16 protein-coding genes are annotated in these 16,720 nt (G+C 72.9%); 4 read left to right on the plus strand and 12 right to left on the minus strand.

All coding sequences use genetic code 11. The features are described 5' to 3' along the window. Positions 1-41 precede the first annotated feature (41 nt). From IE153_RS10475 to infC, 5 genes are all read right to left on the minus strand, one after another. Positions 42-1,184: a sensor histidine kinase gene (locus tag IE153_RS10475; protein WP_189589465.1), complete on the minus strand. Its 1,143-nt coding sequence runs from the start codon at positions 1,182-1,184 to the stop codon at positions 42-44. Between the two features lie 54 nt (positions 1,185-1,238). Beyond that, positions 1,239-2,099, minus strand: coding sequence for a TrmH family RNA methyltransferase (locus tag IE153_RS10480; protein ID WP_189589466.1), 861 nt, complete (start codon positions 2,097-2,099; stop codon positions 1,239-1,241). Between the two features lie 87 nt (positions 2,100-2,186). Next, a complete protein-coding gene (gene rplT / locus IE153_RS10485; protein WP_003989074.1) occupies positions 2,187-2,570 on the minus strand; it encodes a 50S ribosomal protein L20 in 384 nt (127 codons plus the stop codon). Between the two features lie 98 nt (positions 2,571-2,668). Then, positions 2,669-2,863 (minus strand): 50S ribosomal protein L35, encoded by a 195-nt coding sequence (gene rpmI, locus IE153_RS10490; protein ID WP_003977225.1) that lies wholly within the window; start codon positions 2,861-2,863, stop codon positions 2,669-2,671. Positions 2,864-2,970: 107 nt separating this feature from the next. Then, positions 2,971-3,621: a translation initiation factor IF-3 gene (infC, locus tag IE153_RS10495; RefSeq protein ID WP_185009647.1), complete on the minus strand. Its 651-nt coding sequence runs from the start codon at positions 3,619-3,621 to the stop codon at positions 2,971-2,973. A gap of 396 nt (positions 3,622-4,017) precedes the next feature. Between infC and IE153_RS10500 the strand changes: the two genes are divergently transcribed. Continuing rightward, positions 4,018-4,374, plus strand: coding sequence for a DUF1844 domain-containing protein (locus IE153_RS10500; protein ID WP_030848736.1), 357 nt, complete (start codon positions 4,018-4,020; stop codon positions 4,372-4,374). A 10-nt stretch (positions 4,375-4,384) separates the two neighbouring features. Here the strand turns inward: IE153_RS10500 and IE153_RS10505 are convergent, their stop codons facing one another. Genes IE153_RS10505 through IE153_RS10515 form a run of 3 tightly spaced genes read right to left on the minus strand, consistent with a single transcriptional unit; the run spans position 4,385 to position 7,449 of the window. Continuing rightward, a complete protein-coding gene (locus IE153_RS10505) occupies positions 4,385-5,116 on the minus strand; it encodes an SseB family protein (RefSeq protein ID WP_189589467.1) in 732 nt (243 codons plus the stop codon). A 42-nt stretch (positions 5,117-5,158) separates the two neighbouring features. After that, entirely contained in the window at positions 5,159-6,367 is a 1,209-nt protein-coding gene (mycP, locus tag IE153_RS10510; protein WP_438817910.1) for a type VII secretion-associated serine protease mycosin, read from the minus strand. Beyond that, positions 6,364-7,449, minus strand: coding sequence for a hypothetical protein (locus IE153_RS10515; RefSeq protein WP_229828960.1), 1,086 nt, complete (start codon positions 7,447-7,449; stop codon positions 6,364-6,366). The genes mycP and IE153_RS10515 overlap by 4 nt, the downstream gene beginning before the upstream one ends. A gap of 1,122 nt (positions 7,450-8,571) precedes the next feature. Here IE153_RS10515 and IE153_RS10520 point away from each other — a divergent pair. After that, positions 8,572-9,774 (plus strand): amino acid deaminase/aldolase, encoded by a 1,203-nt coding sequence (locus IE153_RS10520; RefSeq protein ID WP_189589468.1) that lies wholly within the window; start codon positions 8,572-8,574, stop codon positions 9,772-9,774. 13 nt (positions 9,775-9,787) lie between these two features. Here the strand turns inward: IE153_RS10520 and IE153_RS10525 are convergent, their stop codons facing one another. Genes IE153_RS10525 through IE153_RS10540 form a run of 4 tightly spaced genes read right to left on the minus strand, consistent with a single transcriptional unit; the run spans position 9,788 to position 14,264 of the window. Then, entirely contained in the window at positions 9,788-10,687 is a 900-nt protein-coding gene (locus IE153_RS10525) for a DUF2510 domain-containing protein (protein WP_189589624.1), read from the minus strand. A 48-nt stretch (positions 10,688-10,735) separates the two neighbouring features. After that, positions 10,736-11,521 (minus strand): 3-oxoacyl-ACP reductase, encoded by a 786-nt coding sequence (locus IE153_RS10530; protein WP_189589469.1) that lies wholly within the window; start codon positions 11,519-11,521, stop codon positions 10,736-10,738. Further along, positions 11,518-12,891: an aldehyde dehydrogenase family protein gene (locus IE153_RS10535; RefSeq protein ID WP_189589470.1), complete on the minus strand. Its 1,374-nt coding sequence runs from the start codon at positions 12,889-12,891 to the stop codon at positions 11,518-11,520. Before IE153_RS10535 ends, IE153_RS10530 begins: the two co-directional genes overlap by 4 nt. An 8-nt stretch (positions 12,892-12,899) precedes the next feature. Next, positions 12,900-14,264, minus strand: coding sequence for a glutamine synthetase family protein (locus IE153_RS10540; RefSeq protein ID WP_189589471.1), 1,365 nt, complete (start codon positions 14,262-14,264; stop codon positions 12,900-12,902). A 98-nt stretch (positions 14,265-14,362) separates the two neighbouring features. Between IE153_RS10540 and IE153_RS10545 the strand changes: the two genes are divergently transcribed. Further along, the gene (locus tag IE153_RS10545; RefSeq protein WP_189589472.1) at positions 14,363-15,100 is read left to right on the plus strand and encodes a FadR/GntR family transcriptional regulator; all 738 of its coding nucleotides are present in this window, start codon (positions 14,363-14,365) and stop codon (positions 15,098-15,100) included. Between the two features lie 150 nt (positions 15,101-15,250). Then, entirely contained in the window at positions 15,251-16,696 is a 1,446-nt protein-coding gene (gene eat, locus IE153_RS10550; protein WP_189589473.1) for an ethanolamine permease, read from the plus strand. Positions 16,697-16,720 lie beyond the last annotated feature (24 nt).

Consider the following 16,720-nt stretch of genomic DNA (forward strand, 5'->3'; position numbering starts at 1 on the left):
GAGTCTAACGGGGTGGAGGTACGCGAATGCGCCCGCGGTGCTCAGGCGAGATAGGCCGGAGCGCTCACGGGCAACGTAAATCGGAACTCGGCGCCTGCGCCGGGGGCGCGGCCGACCGTGATGGTGCCGCCGTGGGCCTCGACGATGCCCTTGACGATGTAGAGCCCGAGGCCCGTCCCGCCGCGCTTGCTGCCCCGCCAGAAGCGGGTGAAGACGCGGTTCATGGACTCCTCCGGGATGCCGGGCCCCTCGTCGCTCACCGTGACCGACGTACCGGTGTCCTCGTCCTCGCGGGGGGACGCCGTGGCCGTGACGTCGATCGTGACAGTTCCCTCGCCGTGCCGCACGGCATTTTCCAGCAGATTGCTGAGCACCTGGTCGATCTTGTCGGGGTCGGCCCACAGGTCGGGCAGGGGCTGCTGGACGCGCAGCAGGAACCGGTCGGCGGGCTGCCCCGCGGCGACGTAGGCCTGGATGTGCCGTCCGACGGCGGCGCCGATGTCGACGGGCTGGCGCCGCACCTCCAGGCGGCCGGAGTCGATCCGGGAGATGTCGAGCAGCTCGGCGATGAGGCGGGTGACCCGGTCGGCGTCGGCGTCGACGGTCTCCAGCATCAGCCGCTTCTGGTCGTCGGTGAAGCGTTCCCACTTGGCGAGCAGGGTGGCGGTGAAGCCCTTGACGGAGGTCAGCGGGGAGCGCAGTTCGTGGGCGACGGTGGCGATCAGCTCGGCGTGGCTGCGCTCGGTGCGGCGGCGGGCCTCGGTGTCGCGCAGGGTGACGACCAGCCGCCGGAGGGGTCCGGTGGGCCGGGTGCGGACGTAGCGCGCGCAGACCAGCACCTCACGGCCGCCGGGCAGGAGCAGGTTGCGCTCGGGCTGTGCGACGCGGATGGCGAGGCCGCCGTACGGGTCGGTCAGCTGCCACCAGCGCCGGCCCTCCAGGTCCTCTAACGGCAGGGCCTTCTCCAGGCGCTGCCCGAGGGCGTCCTGGGCACGGACGGCGGTGATGCGCTCGGCGGCCGCGTTGAAGCAGATGACGTGGCCCTGCTCGTCGGCGACGACGAGTCCGTCGGGCAGCTGGTCGGGGTCGATACCGAGTCCGGCGGGATCACCGGGTGGCCGGGACGCGGCGGGCGGGTCCCCGGCGTCCTGGGCTCCCGGTGCGCTGCTCGTGCCGACACTCATCCCCGTACCCCACCTCCAAGGCTCCGCAGAGGGGTCCCTGAGCTGGTCACCCTACTAGTTCCCGGTGACGGAGCGGCACCCTCCGGAGGCGCGCTGTGCACGCGCCGACGCATAGAGACATACGGCGGCGGCGGTGGCGAGGTTCAGGCTCTCGGCCTTCCCGTGGATCGGAACGCGCACGACGGCGTCCGTGAGGGCGCGGGTTTCCTCCGGAAGGCCCCATGCCTCGTTGCCGAAGACCCAGGCGGTCGGCCCGCCCATGGTGCCCTTGTCGAGCTCGTCGTCGAGGTCGCGGTCGCCCGCCCCGTCGGCGGCGACGACCCGGACGCCGGCGTCCCGCAGCCGTTCGACGGCCTGCTCGACGGGGACGCCGACGGCGACGGGCAGGTGGAACAGGGAACCGACGGAGGCGCGGACGGCCTTGGGGTTGTACACGTCGACGGAGGCATCGGTCAGCACGACGGCCTCGGCTCCGGCGGCGTCGGCGCAGCGCAGCACGGTCCCGGCGTTGCCGGGGTCACGGACGTTGGCGAGGAGGGCGACGAGCCGCGGGCGGGCCGCGAGGACCTCCTCGAAGGGAGTGTCCAGGAACCGGCAGACCCCGACGAGGCCCTGCGGGGTGACGGTGGTGGAGATGTCGGCGATGACCTGCTCGGCGGCGAGGTGCACGCGGGCTCCGGCGTCCCGGGCCGCTCCGACGATGTCGGCGTAGCGCTCTGCGGCCTCCGTCGTGGCGAAGAGCTCCACGAGGGTGGCGGTGTCCCCGGCCCGGTGCCCGGCGGCTTCCCGCACGGCCTGCGGTCCCTCCGCGAGGAACAGCCGGTCCTTCCCCCGGAAGTTCCGCTTGGCCAGCCGCCGCGCGGCCAGAACGCGGGGGGAGCGGGGGGAGATGAGCTCGGGGGTGGCGGGAGGCATCCGGTTCGCTTTCTGGGTAGCTGCACAGCAGGACCCGCAGACCGTCCGGCCTGCGGGTCCTTCAGTCACATCGGCTCGGAGCCGGCGTCACGCAGCCTTCGGCGCGTTCACGTCGCTCGGCAGCGCCTTCTGGGCGACCTCGACGAGCGCGGCGAACGCACCGGCGTCGTTGACGGCCAGCTCGGCCAGGATCTTGCGGTCGACCTCGACGTTGGCGGCCTTCAGACCCTGGATGAAGCGGTTGTAGGTCATGCCGTTGGCGCGGGCAGCGGCGTTGATGCGCTGGATCCACAGCTGACGGAAGTCGCCCTTGCGCTTCTTGCGGTCGTTGTAGTTGTAGACCAGCGAGTGGGTGACCTGCTCCTTGGCCTTGCGGTACAGGCGCGAGCGCTGACCGCGGTAGCCGGAGGCCTGCTCGAGGATCGCCCGACGCTTCTTGTGGGCGTTGACTGCCCGCTTGACGCGTGCCACTTGTTAACTCCTTGTAGCGGGGCCGTGGGGGTGCTCACACGACCCGAAATCGATTGGGTCCCGGTCTGACGTACGTCCGGCGCTCACGCGCCCGGACGTCACTTGCCGAGAAGCTTCTTGATCTTCGCGGCGTCGCCCGGGGCCATCTCGGCGTTGCCGGTGAGGCGACGCGTCACACGGGACGACTTGTGCTCGAGCAGGTGGCGCTTGCCGGCGCGCTCGCGCAGCACCTTGCCGGAGCCGGTGATCTTGAAGCGCTTGCTGGCACCGCTGTGCGACTTGTTCTTCGGCATAGCGCCGTTCTCTCCTCGTCGGTGGCGCTCCGGTGCCCGGTCGCGAAACCGGGCACGGTGGAGCGTCGTCTTGTATCGGTTGCTTCCTGGGACTGGCGTCCCGGGAGTCACGCCTCGGCGGGCTCCTCAGCCGGCGCCTCGGCCATCGCCTCGGCCTCCGCGGCGTTCTGCGACTTGCCGGGGTTGGCCTTCGCTTCCGCCTTGCGGGCTTCCTGCGCCTGGCGAGCCTCGGCCATCGCCTCGGTCTTCTTCTTGTGCGGACCGAGAACCATGATCATGTTTCGGCCGTCCTGCTTCGGGTTCGACTCAACGAAACCGAGGTCGGCCACGTCCTCCGCGAGCCGCTGCAGCAGTCGGTAGCCCAGCTCGGGCCGGGACTGCTCGCGACCACGGAACATGATCGTGATCTTGACCTTGTCGCCCTGCTTGAGGAACCGAACGACGTGACCCTTCTTGGTGTCATAGTCGTGCGGGTCGATCTTCGGCCGGAGCTTCATCTCCTTGATGACCGTGTGCGCCTGGTTCTTGCGCGCCTCACGGGCCTTCATGGCCGACTCGTACTTGAACTTCCCGTAGTCCATGAGCTTGCACACAGGCGGACGGGCGTTCGCCGCGACCTCGACCAGGTCCAGGTCGTACTCCTGCGCAAGCTCCAGTGCCTTGGCCAGGGGGACGATGCCCACCTGCTCGCCACTGGGACCGACAAGTCGCACCTCGGGAACGCGAATCCGGTCGTTGATGCGGGGCTCGGCGCTGATGGATCCTCCTCGGTAGCACCACGCGACGGTCTGGCGGACGGCCGCGTAACGTCTCTATTCGATAGACCTAACCGCGCCGAAGCACAAAAAATGCCCCGGACGATTCCCAGGCGGGGCTCCTCGAACTACCGGAGCACCGCCGCGGGTAGCCGCGGGGCGCGCTTTCGGACGGATCGCCGCCGCTGGGACGGGACCGCCTGACCGGTGACCCGCCGCCCTGAGGGTGATCGGGTGGGAGTTCGAAAGCCTCCACTTGTGGGCCGGACGCGCGGGCTGTGAGGCACACGTGTCCGACCGGTCGTTACACGAGGTTACCAGCAAGGGCCAGGAACGGCCAATTGGGGCGAGCCGGGGTCACGTGGGGTTCGCCCGCTCCCTGCGCCTATCGTGTGGGGCATGAGTGACACCCCTCCTGAGTCCCCCGACTTCGACGCCATGGCCCGCGACATCGCCGAGGTCCCGGCGGTCGAGGTGATCGTGACGGTCGCCGTCAACCTGATGAGCGCCGCCGCGGTGAAGCTCGGTCTGACCGAGGAGGGCGAGCAGCACAAGGACCTGGACGAGGCCCGCAAGCTGGTCCACGCGCTGGCCGGTCTGCTGGACGCTACGGCGACCGAGATCAGCTCCTTCCACGCGGCTCCCCTGCGCGACGGCCTGAAGTCGCTGCAGCTGGCGTTCCGCGAGGCCTCCCTCGTCCCGGACGAGCCGGGCCAGGGGCCGGGCGAGAAGTACACGGGTCCGGTCTACGGCTAGTTCATCCGCTTCATCCGCGTACGTACAAGGGCTCGCCCGGCGGCGTCGCCCCGGCCGGCAGGACTGCCAGGTCGAGGCCACGCACCAGGCGGGCCCTCAGTGTTTCGTCGGCGGCGAGGCGGCGCGCGACCGCGTGGACGCCGGCCTCGTGCGGTACGGCCGGCTCGAAGACCAGGGCGAGGGTGCCGTCGGCCTGGCCCGGTCCGAGGTAGGCCCGCACCACCGCGCGCACGTCGGCGACGACTGCGCGCACCGCGGCCACGACCGCCGGGTCGGCGAGCGGGTCCGTGGTGGTACGGCCCTCGGCGAGTGACAGCAGCGCGGGACCCGTCAGCTCGAAGGGCACCGGTCCGGCCATGTCGAGCACGACCGTGTCCGCCTTCTCGTGCGCCGCGGCCTGCAGGGCCTGGTGCAGCGGCACGGCGACGGGGCGGGCCTGCGGGTCCCAGCGGGCGAGGGAGTCCGTGGAGGTGAAGGCGGGCAGGGCGGTGCGGTCGCCGGCCTTCAGGGTGGGGACGGCCATGTCGCTGGTCTTCTCGCGGCGCAGTCCCCGCTCGTCCTCCTCGACCTCGCCGAGCACGGCCACGACAGGGACGAGCAACCGGGCGCCCTTGAGGGCGGCCAGGACCGGAGCCACGGCGCTCCGGTCCGCGGACCAGGCGGCGAGTGCCGCGCTCAGCCGGGGGTCGGCGGAGCCGTCGTCGTCGGAGAAGCCGGAGTCCGGGATGTTCTTGTTCGCCACACGTCGACCCTATCGGCCGGATGGTGCGCGTCCGGCAGCGGCTCAGTAGTCCTCGCGGCCGGTACGCCGGCCGCGCCACAGGACGACCGCCGCGACCAGCAGGACGCCACCGGCGCCGCCCGCGAGGGGGGCGGCCCAGTCGGCGGTGTCGTCGTCGGAGGCGTCGGCGTCCGGTCCGCTGCCGAAGTACTTCGCACCGTAGGACGCCGACCGGAGGCCCTCGGGCTCGATCCGGCCGGCGGCCTCGATGGCGGCGGCCGGGTCGATGAAGCCGAAGCCGCGGGAGTCGTCGCGGCCGCCGGACGGGGCGTTGCGGGCGGTGTCCTCCAGCAGCGACTTGATCTGCGCGGGGGCGAGGCCGGGGTGGGCGGCCTTGACCAGGGCGGCGGCGCCGGAGACGAAGGCGGCGGCGGCGCTGGTGCCCCAGCCCTCGTAGTACTTGTGGTCGGGGTCGGCGATGACGACGTCGACGCCGGGGGCGCTGACGGTGGCGTACCAGCGGCGGGTGGAGAAGGAGGCGCGGGTGCCTGCCCGGTCGACGGCGGTGGCGGCTATGACGCCCGGGTAGGCGGCCGGGTAGGAGATGTGGTCACCCTTCTCGCCGCCGTTCCCGGCGGAGGCGACGACGACCACGCCCTTCTTCACCGCGTACTGCACGGCCTGGTCCTCGCTGGGCTCGGGATGCGCCGAGGCCGAGTCGTCGCCGAGGGAGAGGTTGATGACGTCGGCGCCGTGGTCGGCGGCCCAGCGGATGCCCTCGGCGAGGGCGTTGCCGCGGGTGGAGCGGGCCTTGGCGCGGGAGGGGTCGCCGTCCTCGAGGATCACGCGGACCGGCAGGATCTTCGCCTCGGGTGCGATGCCGAGGACGCCGTCGGCGTCGCCGGGGCCATGTCCGTGGCCGGCGATGATGCCGGCCATGGCGGTGCCGTGCCTGGCCCAGGCGCGGTCCCCGGGTTCGGCTCCGAAGCCGACCAGGTCCTTGCCGGGCAGGACGTTGCCGGCCAGATCGGGGTGGTCGGCCTCGACGCCGGTGTCCAGGACGGCGACGGTGATGCCCCGGCCCTTCGTGGTCTGCCAGGCCTCCTCGGTGTGCATGGCGTCGAGGGCCCACTGCTGGGCGCGGATGCCGTCGGCGTGCGCGGTGGCGGCGGGGAGGAGGACGAGGCCGGCGGTGAGCAGGGCGCCGAGGGCGACGGCCGCGCGGGAGGGCTTGCGCGGGCGTTTCCCGGCGGGTGTGTGGTCGGCGTTCACGACGGCTGCTCCGAGGCCGAGCGGACGTTTCTGCGGAAGTCGCGTTCGACGCGGTCGGCCAGGCCCTGTGCCTCGTTGCCGAGGCCGGCCTGTGCGGGGGCGGTGGTGGCGTCGGCCTCGACGGCGTCCCCGGCGGGCTGGGGGTCGTCGACGGTACGGCCGTCGGCCCAGCCGGAGACGGCGTAGACGACGACCGGGGCCTCGGTGAGCACGGAGACGGTCCAGGAGGCGCGCTGCGGGGCACCGAAGCCGGCGGCGGGCGTGCCCTTCGCGGCGTACGGCAGGGGCATCAGGTCGCTGCGGCGGTCCAGGCGTTCCTTGCGGAAACGGTTCGCGAGGGCGGTCATGCCGGGGGCGTCGGCGGTGGTGAAGAGCAGGCCGACGGTGGTCACGTAGCTCTCGGTGGCGTCGGTGTAGGTGGCGCGCAGGAGACGGTCGCAGCCGACGGGGGCGAGGGCCTTGCGCAGCAGCGGGTCGAAGGCGTCCTTGCAGCCGCTGTCGGGGGCGACGGCGATGCGGGTCCAGGTGCGGTCGGCTCCGCCGGGGCCGGCGCCCCGGCCCTGCACGGTGGGCGGGAACAGCTGGTCGACGGGGACGCTGTGCCAGAGGCTTCCGGCGGCGGCGAAGCTGCTGGGCGAGCCTTCTGCCCCGGAGTCGCCGACGAGCCAGCTGCCGGTGACCGCTCCCGAGATGAGGCCCAGCCCGAGCACGAGGCAGACGGCTGCCGCGGCGGCCTGCGACGCCCCGCGGCGGCCGAGCGGCCGGGGCCGGGCGTCGCCGTCGTAGCCCTCGGGCTCACCGAACGACACCAGGGGGCGCGTGGCGCTCCAGGAGAGGGCGGGGTCGGGAGTGACAGGGGCGGTGGGGGCCGGCGGTTGGTGCGCGGGACGCGGCGGTGTGGCGGGGCGAGTGGTCGTCGTCCCCTGCGCGGCGGGGCGGCCGAAGGGTGCGGCGGGCTCGTCCGGCGTCGGGTCGGCGGGGACCGGGCGAAGGCGCGCGGTGGTCTCGGACGAGTGCTCGCCGGGTGCGCCGGTACGGCGGGGCGCGGGCAGACGGAACGGCCGCCCGGTCGTCTCCGACACCGCCCCGGCCGGTGCGTCCGAACGGCCGGGCGCGGAGAGGCGGAAGGGCCTGCCGGAGGTCTCCGACGAGGTCCCGTCCGAGGTGTCCGAATGACCCGCGCGGCCGGAAAATCCCGACGGGGGGAGGTGACGCGGCCGCGGGGGGACGTCAGGTGCCGGGGCGGTGGAGGGCGTGTCCGGGCCGGGGCGGGTCGCACGGCCTGTGCCGGGCGCCGTGGTCGACTCGGGGCGGGCCCCGCGGCCGGCGCCGGACGCGGTGGAGGACTCAGGACGCGTGCCACGACCGACACCAGACGCCGCGTCCGTCCCCGGGCGAGCCTCGCGGGCTGCGCCGGACGCCGTGAACGACTCAGGGCGGCGCGTCCCACGACCGCCGACACCGGGAGCGGTGTCCGTCCCAGGGCGGGCCTCGCGGCCCATGCCGGACGCCGTGGACGACTCAGGACGCGTCCCACGACCGACACCAGACGCCGCGTCCGTCCCCGAGCGAGCCCCGCGGCCGACGCCGGACGCCGCGTCCGACTCAAGACGGGCCTCGCGGCCGACCGTGGGCGGCGTGTCCGGGAAGCGGGTGGAGGCTCGGGGCGGGGGCGGTGCGGTGGGCTCGGAGCGGCCGGGCGGCGTGGGCTCGGAGAGACGGGACGCGGCGTCGAGGGTCGGGAAGCGGGGGTGGCCGTTCGGTCGGTCGGAGGAGCGCGCGGCGTCCTTTCCGAGCGGGGTCGTCGCGGGGCCGGAGGCTGTGCCCGGGGTGTCCCGCTCGTCCGTCGTAGCGGAATCCGGCGCCGGGGGGTGGGACGGGCGGGGTGGGGTGGCGGGGCGCGGGGGGAAGGAGGCACGTGGCGCTTCCGTGCTCATGCACCCCCCGTTTCCTGATGCCCGGGCCGCTCGTCCGACGCGGGCGGTGTCGTCCTGCCCGAGGCCCGGCACCAAAGCGTCCCGGGCACACATACCCGCACGGACGGGGCGTCACCCCGGCGCGGATCCCCGGCCGGCGTCGCCCCCCGTACGTGCGCGTCACTCTACGGCTTGTTCCTGGGCGAACGGGAACCAGTCCACGATGCCGGGGCATCTGCCCGGAACGTCCCCCTACCCTGCGGTAATCCAGTCTGGCAGGCTGCGTTCATGACTGCGCGCGCCGCCGACCGGGCCCGTTACGACCGGACCACCGCCCATCTCGACGCCCCTCTCGCGATCGTGGACCTGGAGGCTTTCGACGCCAACGCCGCCGATCTGGTCCGCCGCGCCGGGGGCAAGCCGATCCGGGTCGCCAGCAAGTCCGTGCGCTGCCGGGCGCTGCTGGAGCGCGTCCTGGCCCGGGACGGCTTCGCGGGGATCATGTCGTTCACGCTCGCCGAGTCGCTGTGGCTGGCCCGGTCGGGGTTCGACGACGTGCTGCTCGCCTACCCGTCCGCCGACCGTGCGGCCTACGCCGAACTCGCCGGTGATCCCAAGCTCGCCGCCGCCGTGACCGTCATGGTCGACGACGTCGCCCAGCTGGACCTGATCGACGCCTCCCGGGGTGGCGGGCGTGAAGTGGTGCGGGTGTGCCTGGAGTTGGACACCTCCCTGAAGCTGCTCGGCGGGCGGGTGCGGGTCGGGGCCCTGCGTTCACCGCTGCACTCCCCCGCCCAGGTCGCCGACGTGGCACGGGCGGTGGCCCGCCGTCCCGGCTTCGAGGTCGTGGGGATCATGGCGTACGAGGGGCATGTCGCCGGGGTCGGGGACTCGCTGGCCGGGCGTCCGCTGCGGTCCCGTGCCATCCGGCTGATGCAGGCCGCGGCCAGGCGTGAACTCGCCGCGCGGCGTGCGGAGGTGGTGCGCGCGGTGCGGGCCGTCGTGCCGGGCCTGGAGTTCGTCAACGGCGGCGGCACCGGCTCGGTGCAGCACACGGCGGCCGAGGACGCGGTGACGGAGATCGCCGCCGGGTCGGGGCTGTACGTGCCGCGTCTGTTCGACAACTACACGTCGTTCAGAGGCCGTCCGGCGGCCCTCTTCGCCATGCCCGTGGTGCGGCGGCCGGGGGTCGGGGTCGTGACCGTCCTCGGCGGTGGGTATCCCGCCTCGGGTGCGGCCGGAACCGACCGGTCGCCCGTGCCGTATCTGCCCGAGGGGCTGCGCTACGACCCGCAGGAGGGTGCCGGTGAGGTGCAGACGCCGCTGCTCGGCTCGCCCGCCGACGATCTGCTGATCGGGGACAAGGTGTGGTTCCGGCACGCGAAGGCCGGTGAGCTGTGCGAGCGGTTCGACACGCTGCACCTGATCGAGGGCGACACGGTGACGGCGACCGCGCCCACCTACCGAGGCGAGGGCCACACGTTCCTCTGAGGCCCGCGGGGCGTCAGTGGGTCGGGCCGATGCTGCTGCCGACGCCGCCGCCGGTGTCCGCGTCGCCGAACGGGCGGATGCCCTTGGTGACGCGGTCCATGTCGGCGAGGGGCGGTCCGTCCTCGCCGGCGTCGAAGACGTACCGGACGAGGACCGGCGACTCGGTGCCGACGCTGGACGGGAAGACGAGCGACTGGACGTAGCCGCCGGGTCCCTTGGCGGTCGTGACGCGCCAGCGCACCAGGAACCCGGCGCGGCCCGCCACCGCGACCGGCCCGGACCTGACGACCTGGTGCGACGTCATGCCGCCGTGGAGCTCGCGGCCGAGGCTGTCGCGGTCGTAGGCCTCGTCGGCCGCCTCGGAGATGTCGGCCTTGGCGAGGGCCTCGGGGGACTTCTCGTCGTTCTCGGTCACCGTGCGGGAGACGACCATGCCGTGGCGGCACAGGCCCACGCCGCCGGGGCAGTCGTAGGTGCCGTCGGTCGTCATGACGACGTCGTCCTGGGCGACGTGCTGCGGGCGGACCCAGCCGTCGAGCAGCGGGAACGTGATGCCGTTGAGCTGGTCCTCGACGACCGCGGGGTCGTCGGCGGAGGGCTCGGAGGTGGACGACTCGGGGGTCGGCTCCGGCGGGCCGGGCGTGTGGGCGGGGGTCGTGGTCGGGGCCGTCCTGGTCGTGGTGCCGTCGCCGTCGCCCCCGCCGAGGACGACGGCTCCGGTGACGATCGCCGCGGCCAGGACGACGCCCGTGGCGGTCAGGGCGACCGCCTTCGTCCGGCCGGTGCCGCCGCCCGGCGGCGGGGTGGCGGGGGCCTCGGGCGCGCGGCGGTGCTCGGTCCAGGCCGTGCCGTCCCACCAGCGCTGCCGGTGCGGGGCGTGCGGGTCGGGATACCAGCCGGGCGGAGGCATCATGCTCATCCCGGCACTGTAGGGCGCGGCCCGGGCCGTCCGGACACGCGGCTACAGGGGTGTGACGTACGCCCCCGCGATCCCGCCGTCGACCAGGAAGTCGGTGGCGTTCACGAACGAGGAGTCGTCGCTGGCGAGGAAGGCCACGGCGGCGGCGATCTCCTCGGCCTCGGCGAACCGGCCCAGCGGGATGTGCACCAGGCGGCGCGCGGCCCGCTCCGGGTCCTTGGCGAACAGCTCCTGGAGGAGCGGGGTGTTGACCGGGCCGGGGCACAGGGCGTTCACGCGGATGCCCTCGCGGGCGAACTGCACGCCCAGTTCACGGGACATGGCGAGCACGCCGCCCTTGGAGGCCGTGTACGAGATCTGGGAGGTCGCCGCACCCATCCGGGCGACGAAGGACGCGGTGTTGATGATCGAGCCCCGGCCCTGGCTCCGCATGTAGGGGATGGCGGCCTTGCAGCACAGGTAGACGGAGGTGAGGTTGACCTCCTGGACGCGCTTCCAGGCCTCCAGGCCGGTCTCCAGGATGGAGTCGTCGTCGGGCGGGGAGATGCCGGCGTTGTTGAAGGCGATGTCGACGCTGCCGTAGGTGTCGTAGGCGGTCTTGAAGAGGGCCTCGACCTGCTCGGGGTCGGTCACGTCAACCTTCACGAAGGTGCCGCCGACCTCCTCGGCGGCGGCCTTGCCGCGGGTGTCGTCGACGTCGCCGCAGACGACGTGGGCGCCCTCGGAGGCGAGGCGGCGGGCGGCGGCGAGGCCGATGCCGCTGCCGGCTCCGGTGACGACGGCGGTGCGGCCGACCAGGCGGCGGCAGATGTTTTCCTGGGCAGTCACTGTGCGGGGCCCTCCGTGCTGATGAAGACGTTCTTGGTTTCGGTGAAGGCGGCCAGGGCGTCGGGGCCGAGCTCGCGCCCGACGCCGGACTGCTTGTAGCCGCCGAACGGGGTCCAGTAGCGGACGCTGGCATGGGAGTTGACGGACAGGTTGCCGGCGCGGACGGCCTGGGAGACGCGCAGGGCGCGGCCGACGTCGCGGGTCCAGATGGAGCCGGAGAGGCCGTAGGGGGTGCCGTTGGCGAGGCGGATGGCGTCCTGCTCGTCGGTGAAGGGCAGGAGGACGGCGACGGGGCCGAAGATCTCCTCGCAGGCCGCCGCCGAGTCGGGGCTCTCCCCGGTGAGGACGGTCGGCGGGAACCAGAAGCCCGGGCCCTCGGGTGCGCTGCCGCGCAGGGCCGGGGCACCGTCCGGTACGAAGCCGCGGACCCGGTCGAGCTGCTGCCGGGAGATCAGCGGGCCCATCTGGGTCTTCTCGTCGGCCGGATCGCCCACCACCACGGCGGCCAGCGCCTCGGCGAGATGCTCGCGGACCTCGTCGTAGACGGACTCCTGGACCAGGACGCGGGTGCGGGCGCAGCAGTCCTGGCCGGAGTTGTCCAGGAAGGAGAAGGGGTCGACGGCGGTCTTGAGGTCGGCGTCGGCGAAGACGATGTTGGGGCTCTTGCCGCCGAGTTCGAGGGTGACGGGCTTGACCTGCTCGGCGCCGAGGGCCGCGACGCGCGTCCCGGTCCGCGTGGAGCCGGTGAAGACGATCTTGGCGACTCCGGGGTGGCGGACCAGGGCGTCGCCCGTGATGTCGCCGCGGCCGGGCAGGACCTGGAAGAGGTGCTCCGGGAGCCCGGCCTCCAGGGCGAGTTCGGCGAGGCGCAGCGCGGTGAGCGGGGTGGTCTCGGCGGGCTTGAGGATGACGGCGTTGCCGGCCGCGAGGGCGGGTGCGGTGCCCCAGGCGGCGATCGGCATGGGGAAGTTCCAGGGCGCGATCACGCCGACGACGCCGAGCGGTTCGAGGATCGTGAGGTTCAGGCCGCCGGGCACCGGGATCTGCCGGCCGGTGAGCCGTTCCACTCCCCCGGCCGCGTAGTCCAGCAGGTCGCGGACGTTGCCGGCCTCCCAGCGGGCGTTGCCGATGAGGTGACCGGCCTCGCGGACCTCCAGGCGGGCCAGCTCGTCCAGGTGCTCGTCGACGGTGGCGGCGAAGCGGCGCAGCAGCCGGGCACGGTCGCCGGGGGCGAGGGCGGCCCAGATCCGCTGTGCCCTGGCGGCGTGGGTGACGGCCGCGTCGACGTCGGCCGGGCTCGCCCCGGCGACGGCGGCGACGACCTCCTCGGTCGCGGGGTTCAGTACTTCCAGAAGGTGCTCGGAAGACACAAAGGACCTCACATGCGTTCGAAGGAGCGGCGCAGCTCCCAGTCGGTCACCGCGGCGTCGAAGGCGTCCAGTTCGACACGCGCCATGTTGCGGTAGTGCGCGACGACCTCGTCGCCGAAGGCGGCCCGGGCGACGGTGCTGTTCTCCCAGAGCTCGGCGGCCTCGCGCAGGGTGGTGGGGACGTGGTCGAGGTCGGCGGCGTAGGCGTTGCCGGGGCAGGGCTCGGGCAGTTCCAGCTTCTGCTCGATGCCGTGCAGTCCGGCCGCGACCAGTCCGGCGACGGCGAGGTAGGGGTTGACGTCGCCGCCGGGCAGGCGGTTCTCGAAGCGCAGGGAGCGGCCGTGGCCGACCACGCGCAGCGCGCAGGTGCGGTTGTCCTGGCCCCAGGCGACGGCGGTCGGGGCGAAGGAGCCGGGCTGGAAGCGCTTGTAGGAGTTGATGTTGGGGGCGTAGAGGAGGGAGAAGTCGCGCAGGGCCGCCAGCTGGCCGGCGAGGAAGTGCCGCATGACCTCGGACATGCCGCCTTCGAGGTCGCCGGCCATGGCGTTGGTGCCGTCGGCGTCGGCGAGCGAGAGGTGGATGTGGCAGGAGTTGCCCTCGCGCTCGTTGTACTTGGCCATGAAGGTGATCGACATGCCCTCCTGGGCGGCGATCTCCTTGGCGCCGGTCTTGTAGACGGAGTGCTGGTCGCAGGTGACCAGGGCCTCGTCGTAGCGGAAGGCGATCTCGTGCTGGCCGGGGTTGCACTCGCCCTTGGCGGACTCGACGGTGAGGCCGGCGCCGGCCATCTCGTTGCGGATGCGGCGCAGCAGGGGCTCGATGCGGCCGGTGCCGAGGACCGAGTAGTCGATGTTGTACTGGTTGGCCGGGGTCAGGCCCTTGTAGCCGGCGTCCCAGGCCTGTTCGTAGGTGTCCTTGAAGACGATGAACTCCAGCTCGGTGCCGACCTGGGCGGTGTAGCCGAGTTCGGCGAGGCGCTCCAGCTGGCGGCGCAGGATCTGGCGGGGGGCGGCGACGACCGGGGAGCCGTCGCTCCAGGCGAGGTCGGCGTGGAGCATGGCCGTGCCCGCGTTCCAGGGGACGCGGCGCAGGGTGGTGAGGTCGGGGTGCATGGCGAAGTCGCCGTAGCCGCGGTCCCACGAGGACATGGCGTAGCCGTCGACCGTGTTCATCTCGGTGTCGACGGCGAGCAGGTAGTTGCAGCCCTCGGTGCCGTGCTGGAGGACCTCGTCGAGGAAGAAGCGTGCGGCGAACCGCTTGCCCTGGAGCCGCCCTTGCATGTCGGGGAAGGCCAGGACGACAGTGTCGATCTCACCGCCGGCGACGAGGGTGTGCAGTTCCTCGACGCTCAGCGGGGCTGTGCGGTCTGCCACGGGAAGGCCTCCTAGGCTCCTTGGATCCGCTGCCTTGGATCCGCCGGGAGCCATAAGGTATTGCCGAGAACCATTGCTTGGGAAGGGGGTGCGGCCACATGTCGGAGGAAGCGGGTGGCGGTGAGGTGCGGGACGGGCTGACGCCGGTGCTGCGGCCGGTGCGCGCGGGCAACGGCTTCGAGGAGGCGCTGGAGCAGATCCTCCAGGTCGTACGGCTGGGTCTGGTGCCGGGGGGAGAGCGGCTGCCGGCCGAGCGGGAGCTGGCGGAGCGGCTGGGGATCAGCCGGGTGACGCTGCGCGAGGTGCTGAAGGTGCTCCAGGACCAGGGGCTCGTGGAGTCGCGGCGCGGCCGGTACGGCGGGACGTTCGTGCTGCCGCGCGCCGAGGCCGTCGGCGAGGACGAGCTGCGGCGCCGGGTCGCCGAGGTCGACATAGAGGACGTGCTGCGGTTCCGGGAGGTGCTGGAGGTGGGCGCGGCCGGGCTGTGCGCGGCGCACGGGCTGGAGGAGAAGCAGGCGGACCGGCTGCGCGAGGCCCTGGCGCGCACGCACGACGCGCCGCTCACCGAGTACCGCCGCCTGGACACGCTGCTGCACCTCACGATCGCCGAACTGTCCGGCTCCCCCACGCTCACCGCCCAGTACGCGGCCGTCCGCGCGAGGGTCAACGACCTGCTGGACTGCATCCCGCTGCTGGTGCGCAACCTTGAGCACTCCCAGCGGCAGCACACCGCCCTGGTGGAGGCGGTGATCGAGGGCGAGGCCGATCAGGCGCGGGAGATCATGCGCGAGCACTGCGGGGGCACGGCGGCGCTGCTGCGGGGGTTCCTCGGCTGAGCCGGGCGCGGTGTGCGCGGTGAGGATTTACGGGCGATTAACGCAGGGGTATTGCCTTCCCGGGTCGGCACCGCAAAGGTATGGCTCCATTCCATTGAGTCGGAGCCCGCTCGCCCCCGTGACCGCCGCCGCCCCGTCGGGAGTCTGCTTATGTCCCAGGAACCCACTCTCACACCCGCCGCCCCGGAGGGCGAGGACTATCTCGAACGCAGAGCGCTGCGCCGCGGTAGCGCCGGCTGGGTGCTGCTGACCGGCCTCGGCGTCGCCTACGTCGTCTCCGGCGACTATTCGGGCTGGAACTTCGGCCTGGCCGAGGGCGGTTTCGGAGGCCTGGCGATCGCCATGGTGCTCATGGGCGCGATGTACGCGTGCATGGTCTTCGCCCTCGCCGAGCTGTCCTCGATCCTGCCCACCGCGGGCGGCGGCTACGGCTTCGCCCGGCGGGCGCTCGGCCCCTGGGGCGGGTTCCTGACCGGCACGGCGATCCTCATCGAGTACGTCCTCGCGCCCGCCGCCATCGTCATCTTCATCGGCGACTACGTCGAGTCGCTGGGCCTGTTCGGCCTGGAGTCCGGCTGGCCGATGTATCTGGTCTGCTTCGCGATCTTCCTCGGCATCCACCTGTGGGGCGTCGGCGAGGCGCTGCGCTTCAGCTTCGTCGTCACCGGCATAGCCGTGGCCGCGCTGATCGTGTTCGCGCTGGCGGCGCTGCCCGACTTCTCCTTCGCGTCGCTGGACGACATCCCGGTCGACACCGCCGCCGCGGGCTCGAACTCCTGGCTGCCGTTCGGCCTGCTCGGCATCTGGGCGGCGTTCCCCTTCGGCATGTGGTTCTTCCTCGGCGTCGAGGGCGTGCCGCTGGCGGCCGAGGAGACCAAGGACCCCGCCCGTACGCTGCCGAAGGCCATCCGCTGGTCGATGGGCATCCTGGTGGTGCTGGCGGTGGTCACGTTCTTCGCGGCGGCCGGGGCACGCGGTTCCGCCGCGATCCAGGAGGCGGGCAACCCGCTGGTCGAGGCGCTCCAGCCGAACGGCAAGGCGACGACCCTGAGCCGGATCGTCAACTACGCGGGGCTCGCCGGCCTGGTGGCGTCCTTCTTCTCCCTGATCTACGCGGGCTCGCGCCAGCTGTTCGCCCTGTCCCGCGCGGGCTACCTGCCCCGCTTCCTGTCGCTCACCAGCGGCCGCAAGGCGCCGTACCTGGGCCTGCTGGTCCCCGGCACGATCGGCTTCCTGCTGGCGGCGATCTCGGGCAACGGCGCACGGATGCTGAACATCGCCGTCTTCGGCGCGACCATCTCCTACGCGCTGATGTCCCTGTCGCACATCGTGCTGCGCCGCAGGGAGCCCGAGCTGGAGCGGCCGTACCGGACGCCGGGTGGGGTGCTGACCTCCTCGGTCGCCCTGGTGCTGGCCTGCGCGGCGCTGGTCGCCACGTTCCTGGTGGACGTGACGGCGGCACTGATCGCCCTCGCGGTGTACGTCGTGGCGCTCGGGTACTTCGGCCTGTACAGCCGCAAGCGGCTGGTGGCGACGGCGCCGGAGGAGGAGTTCGCGGCGCTGGCGGCGGCCGAGGCAGAGTTGGCAAGGGACTGAGTGGTTCGACCGTGAGGGAGTTGT

Origin of the sequence: Streptomyces massasporeus, from assembly GCF_014648995.1 — a bacterium.
Lineage (GTDB): Bacteria > Actinomycetota > Actinomycetes > Streptomycetales > Streptomycetaceae > Streptomyces > Streptomyces massasporeus.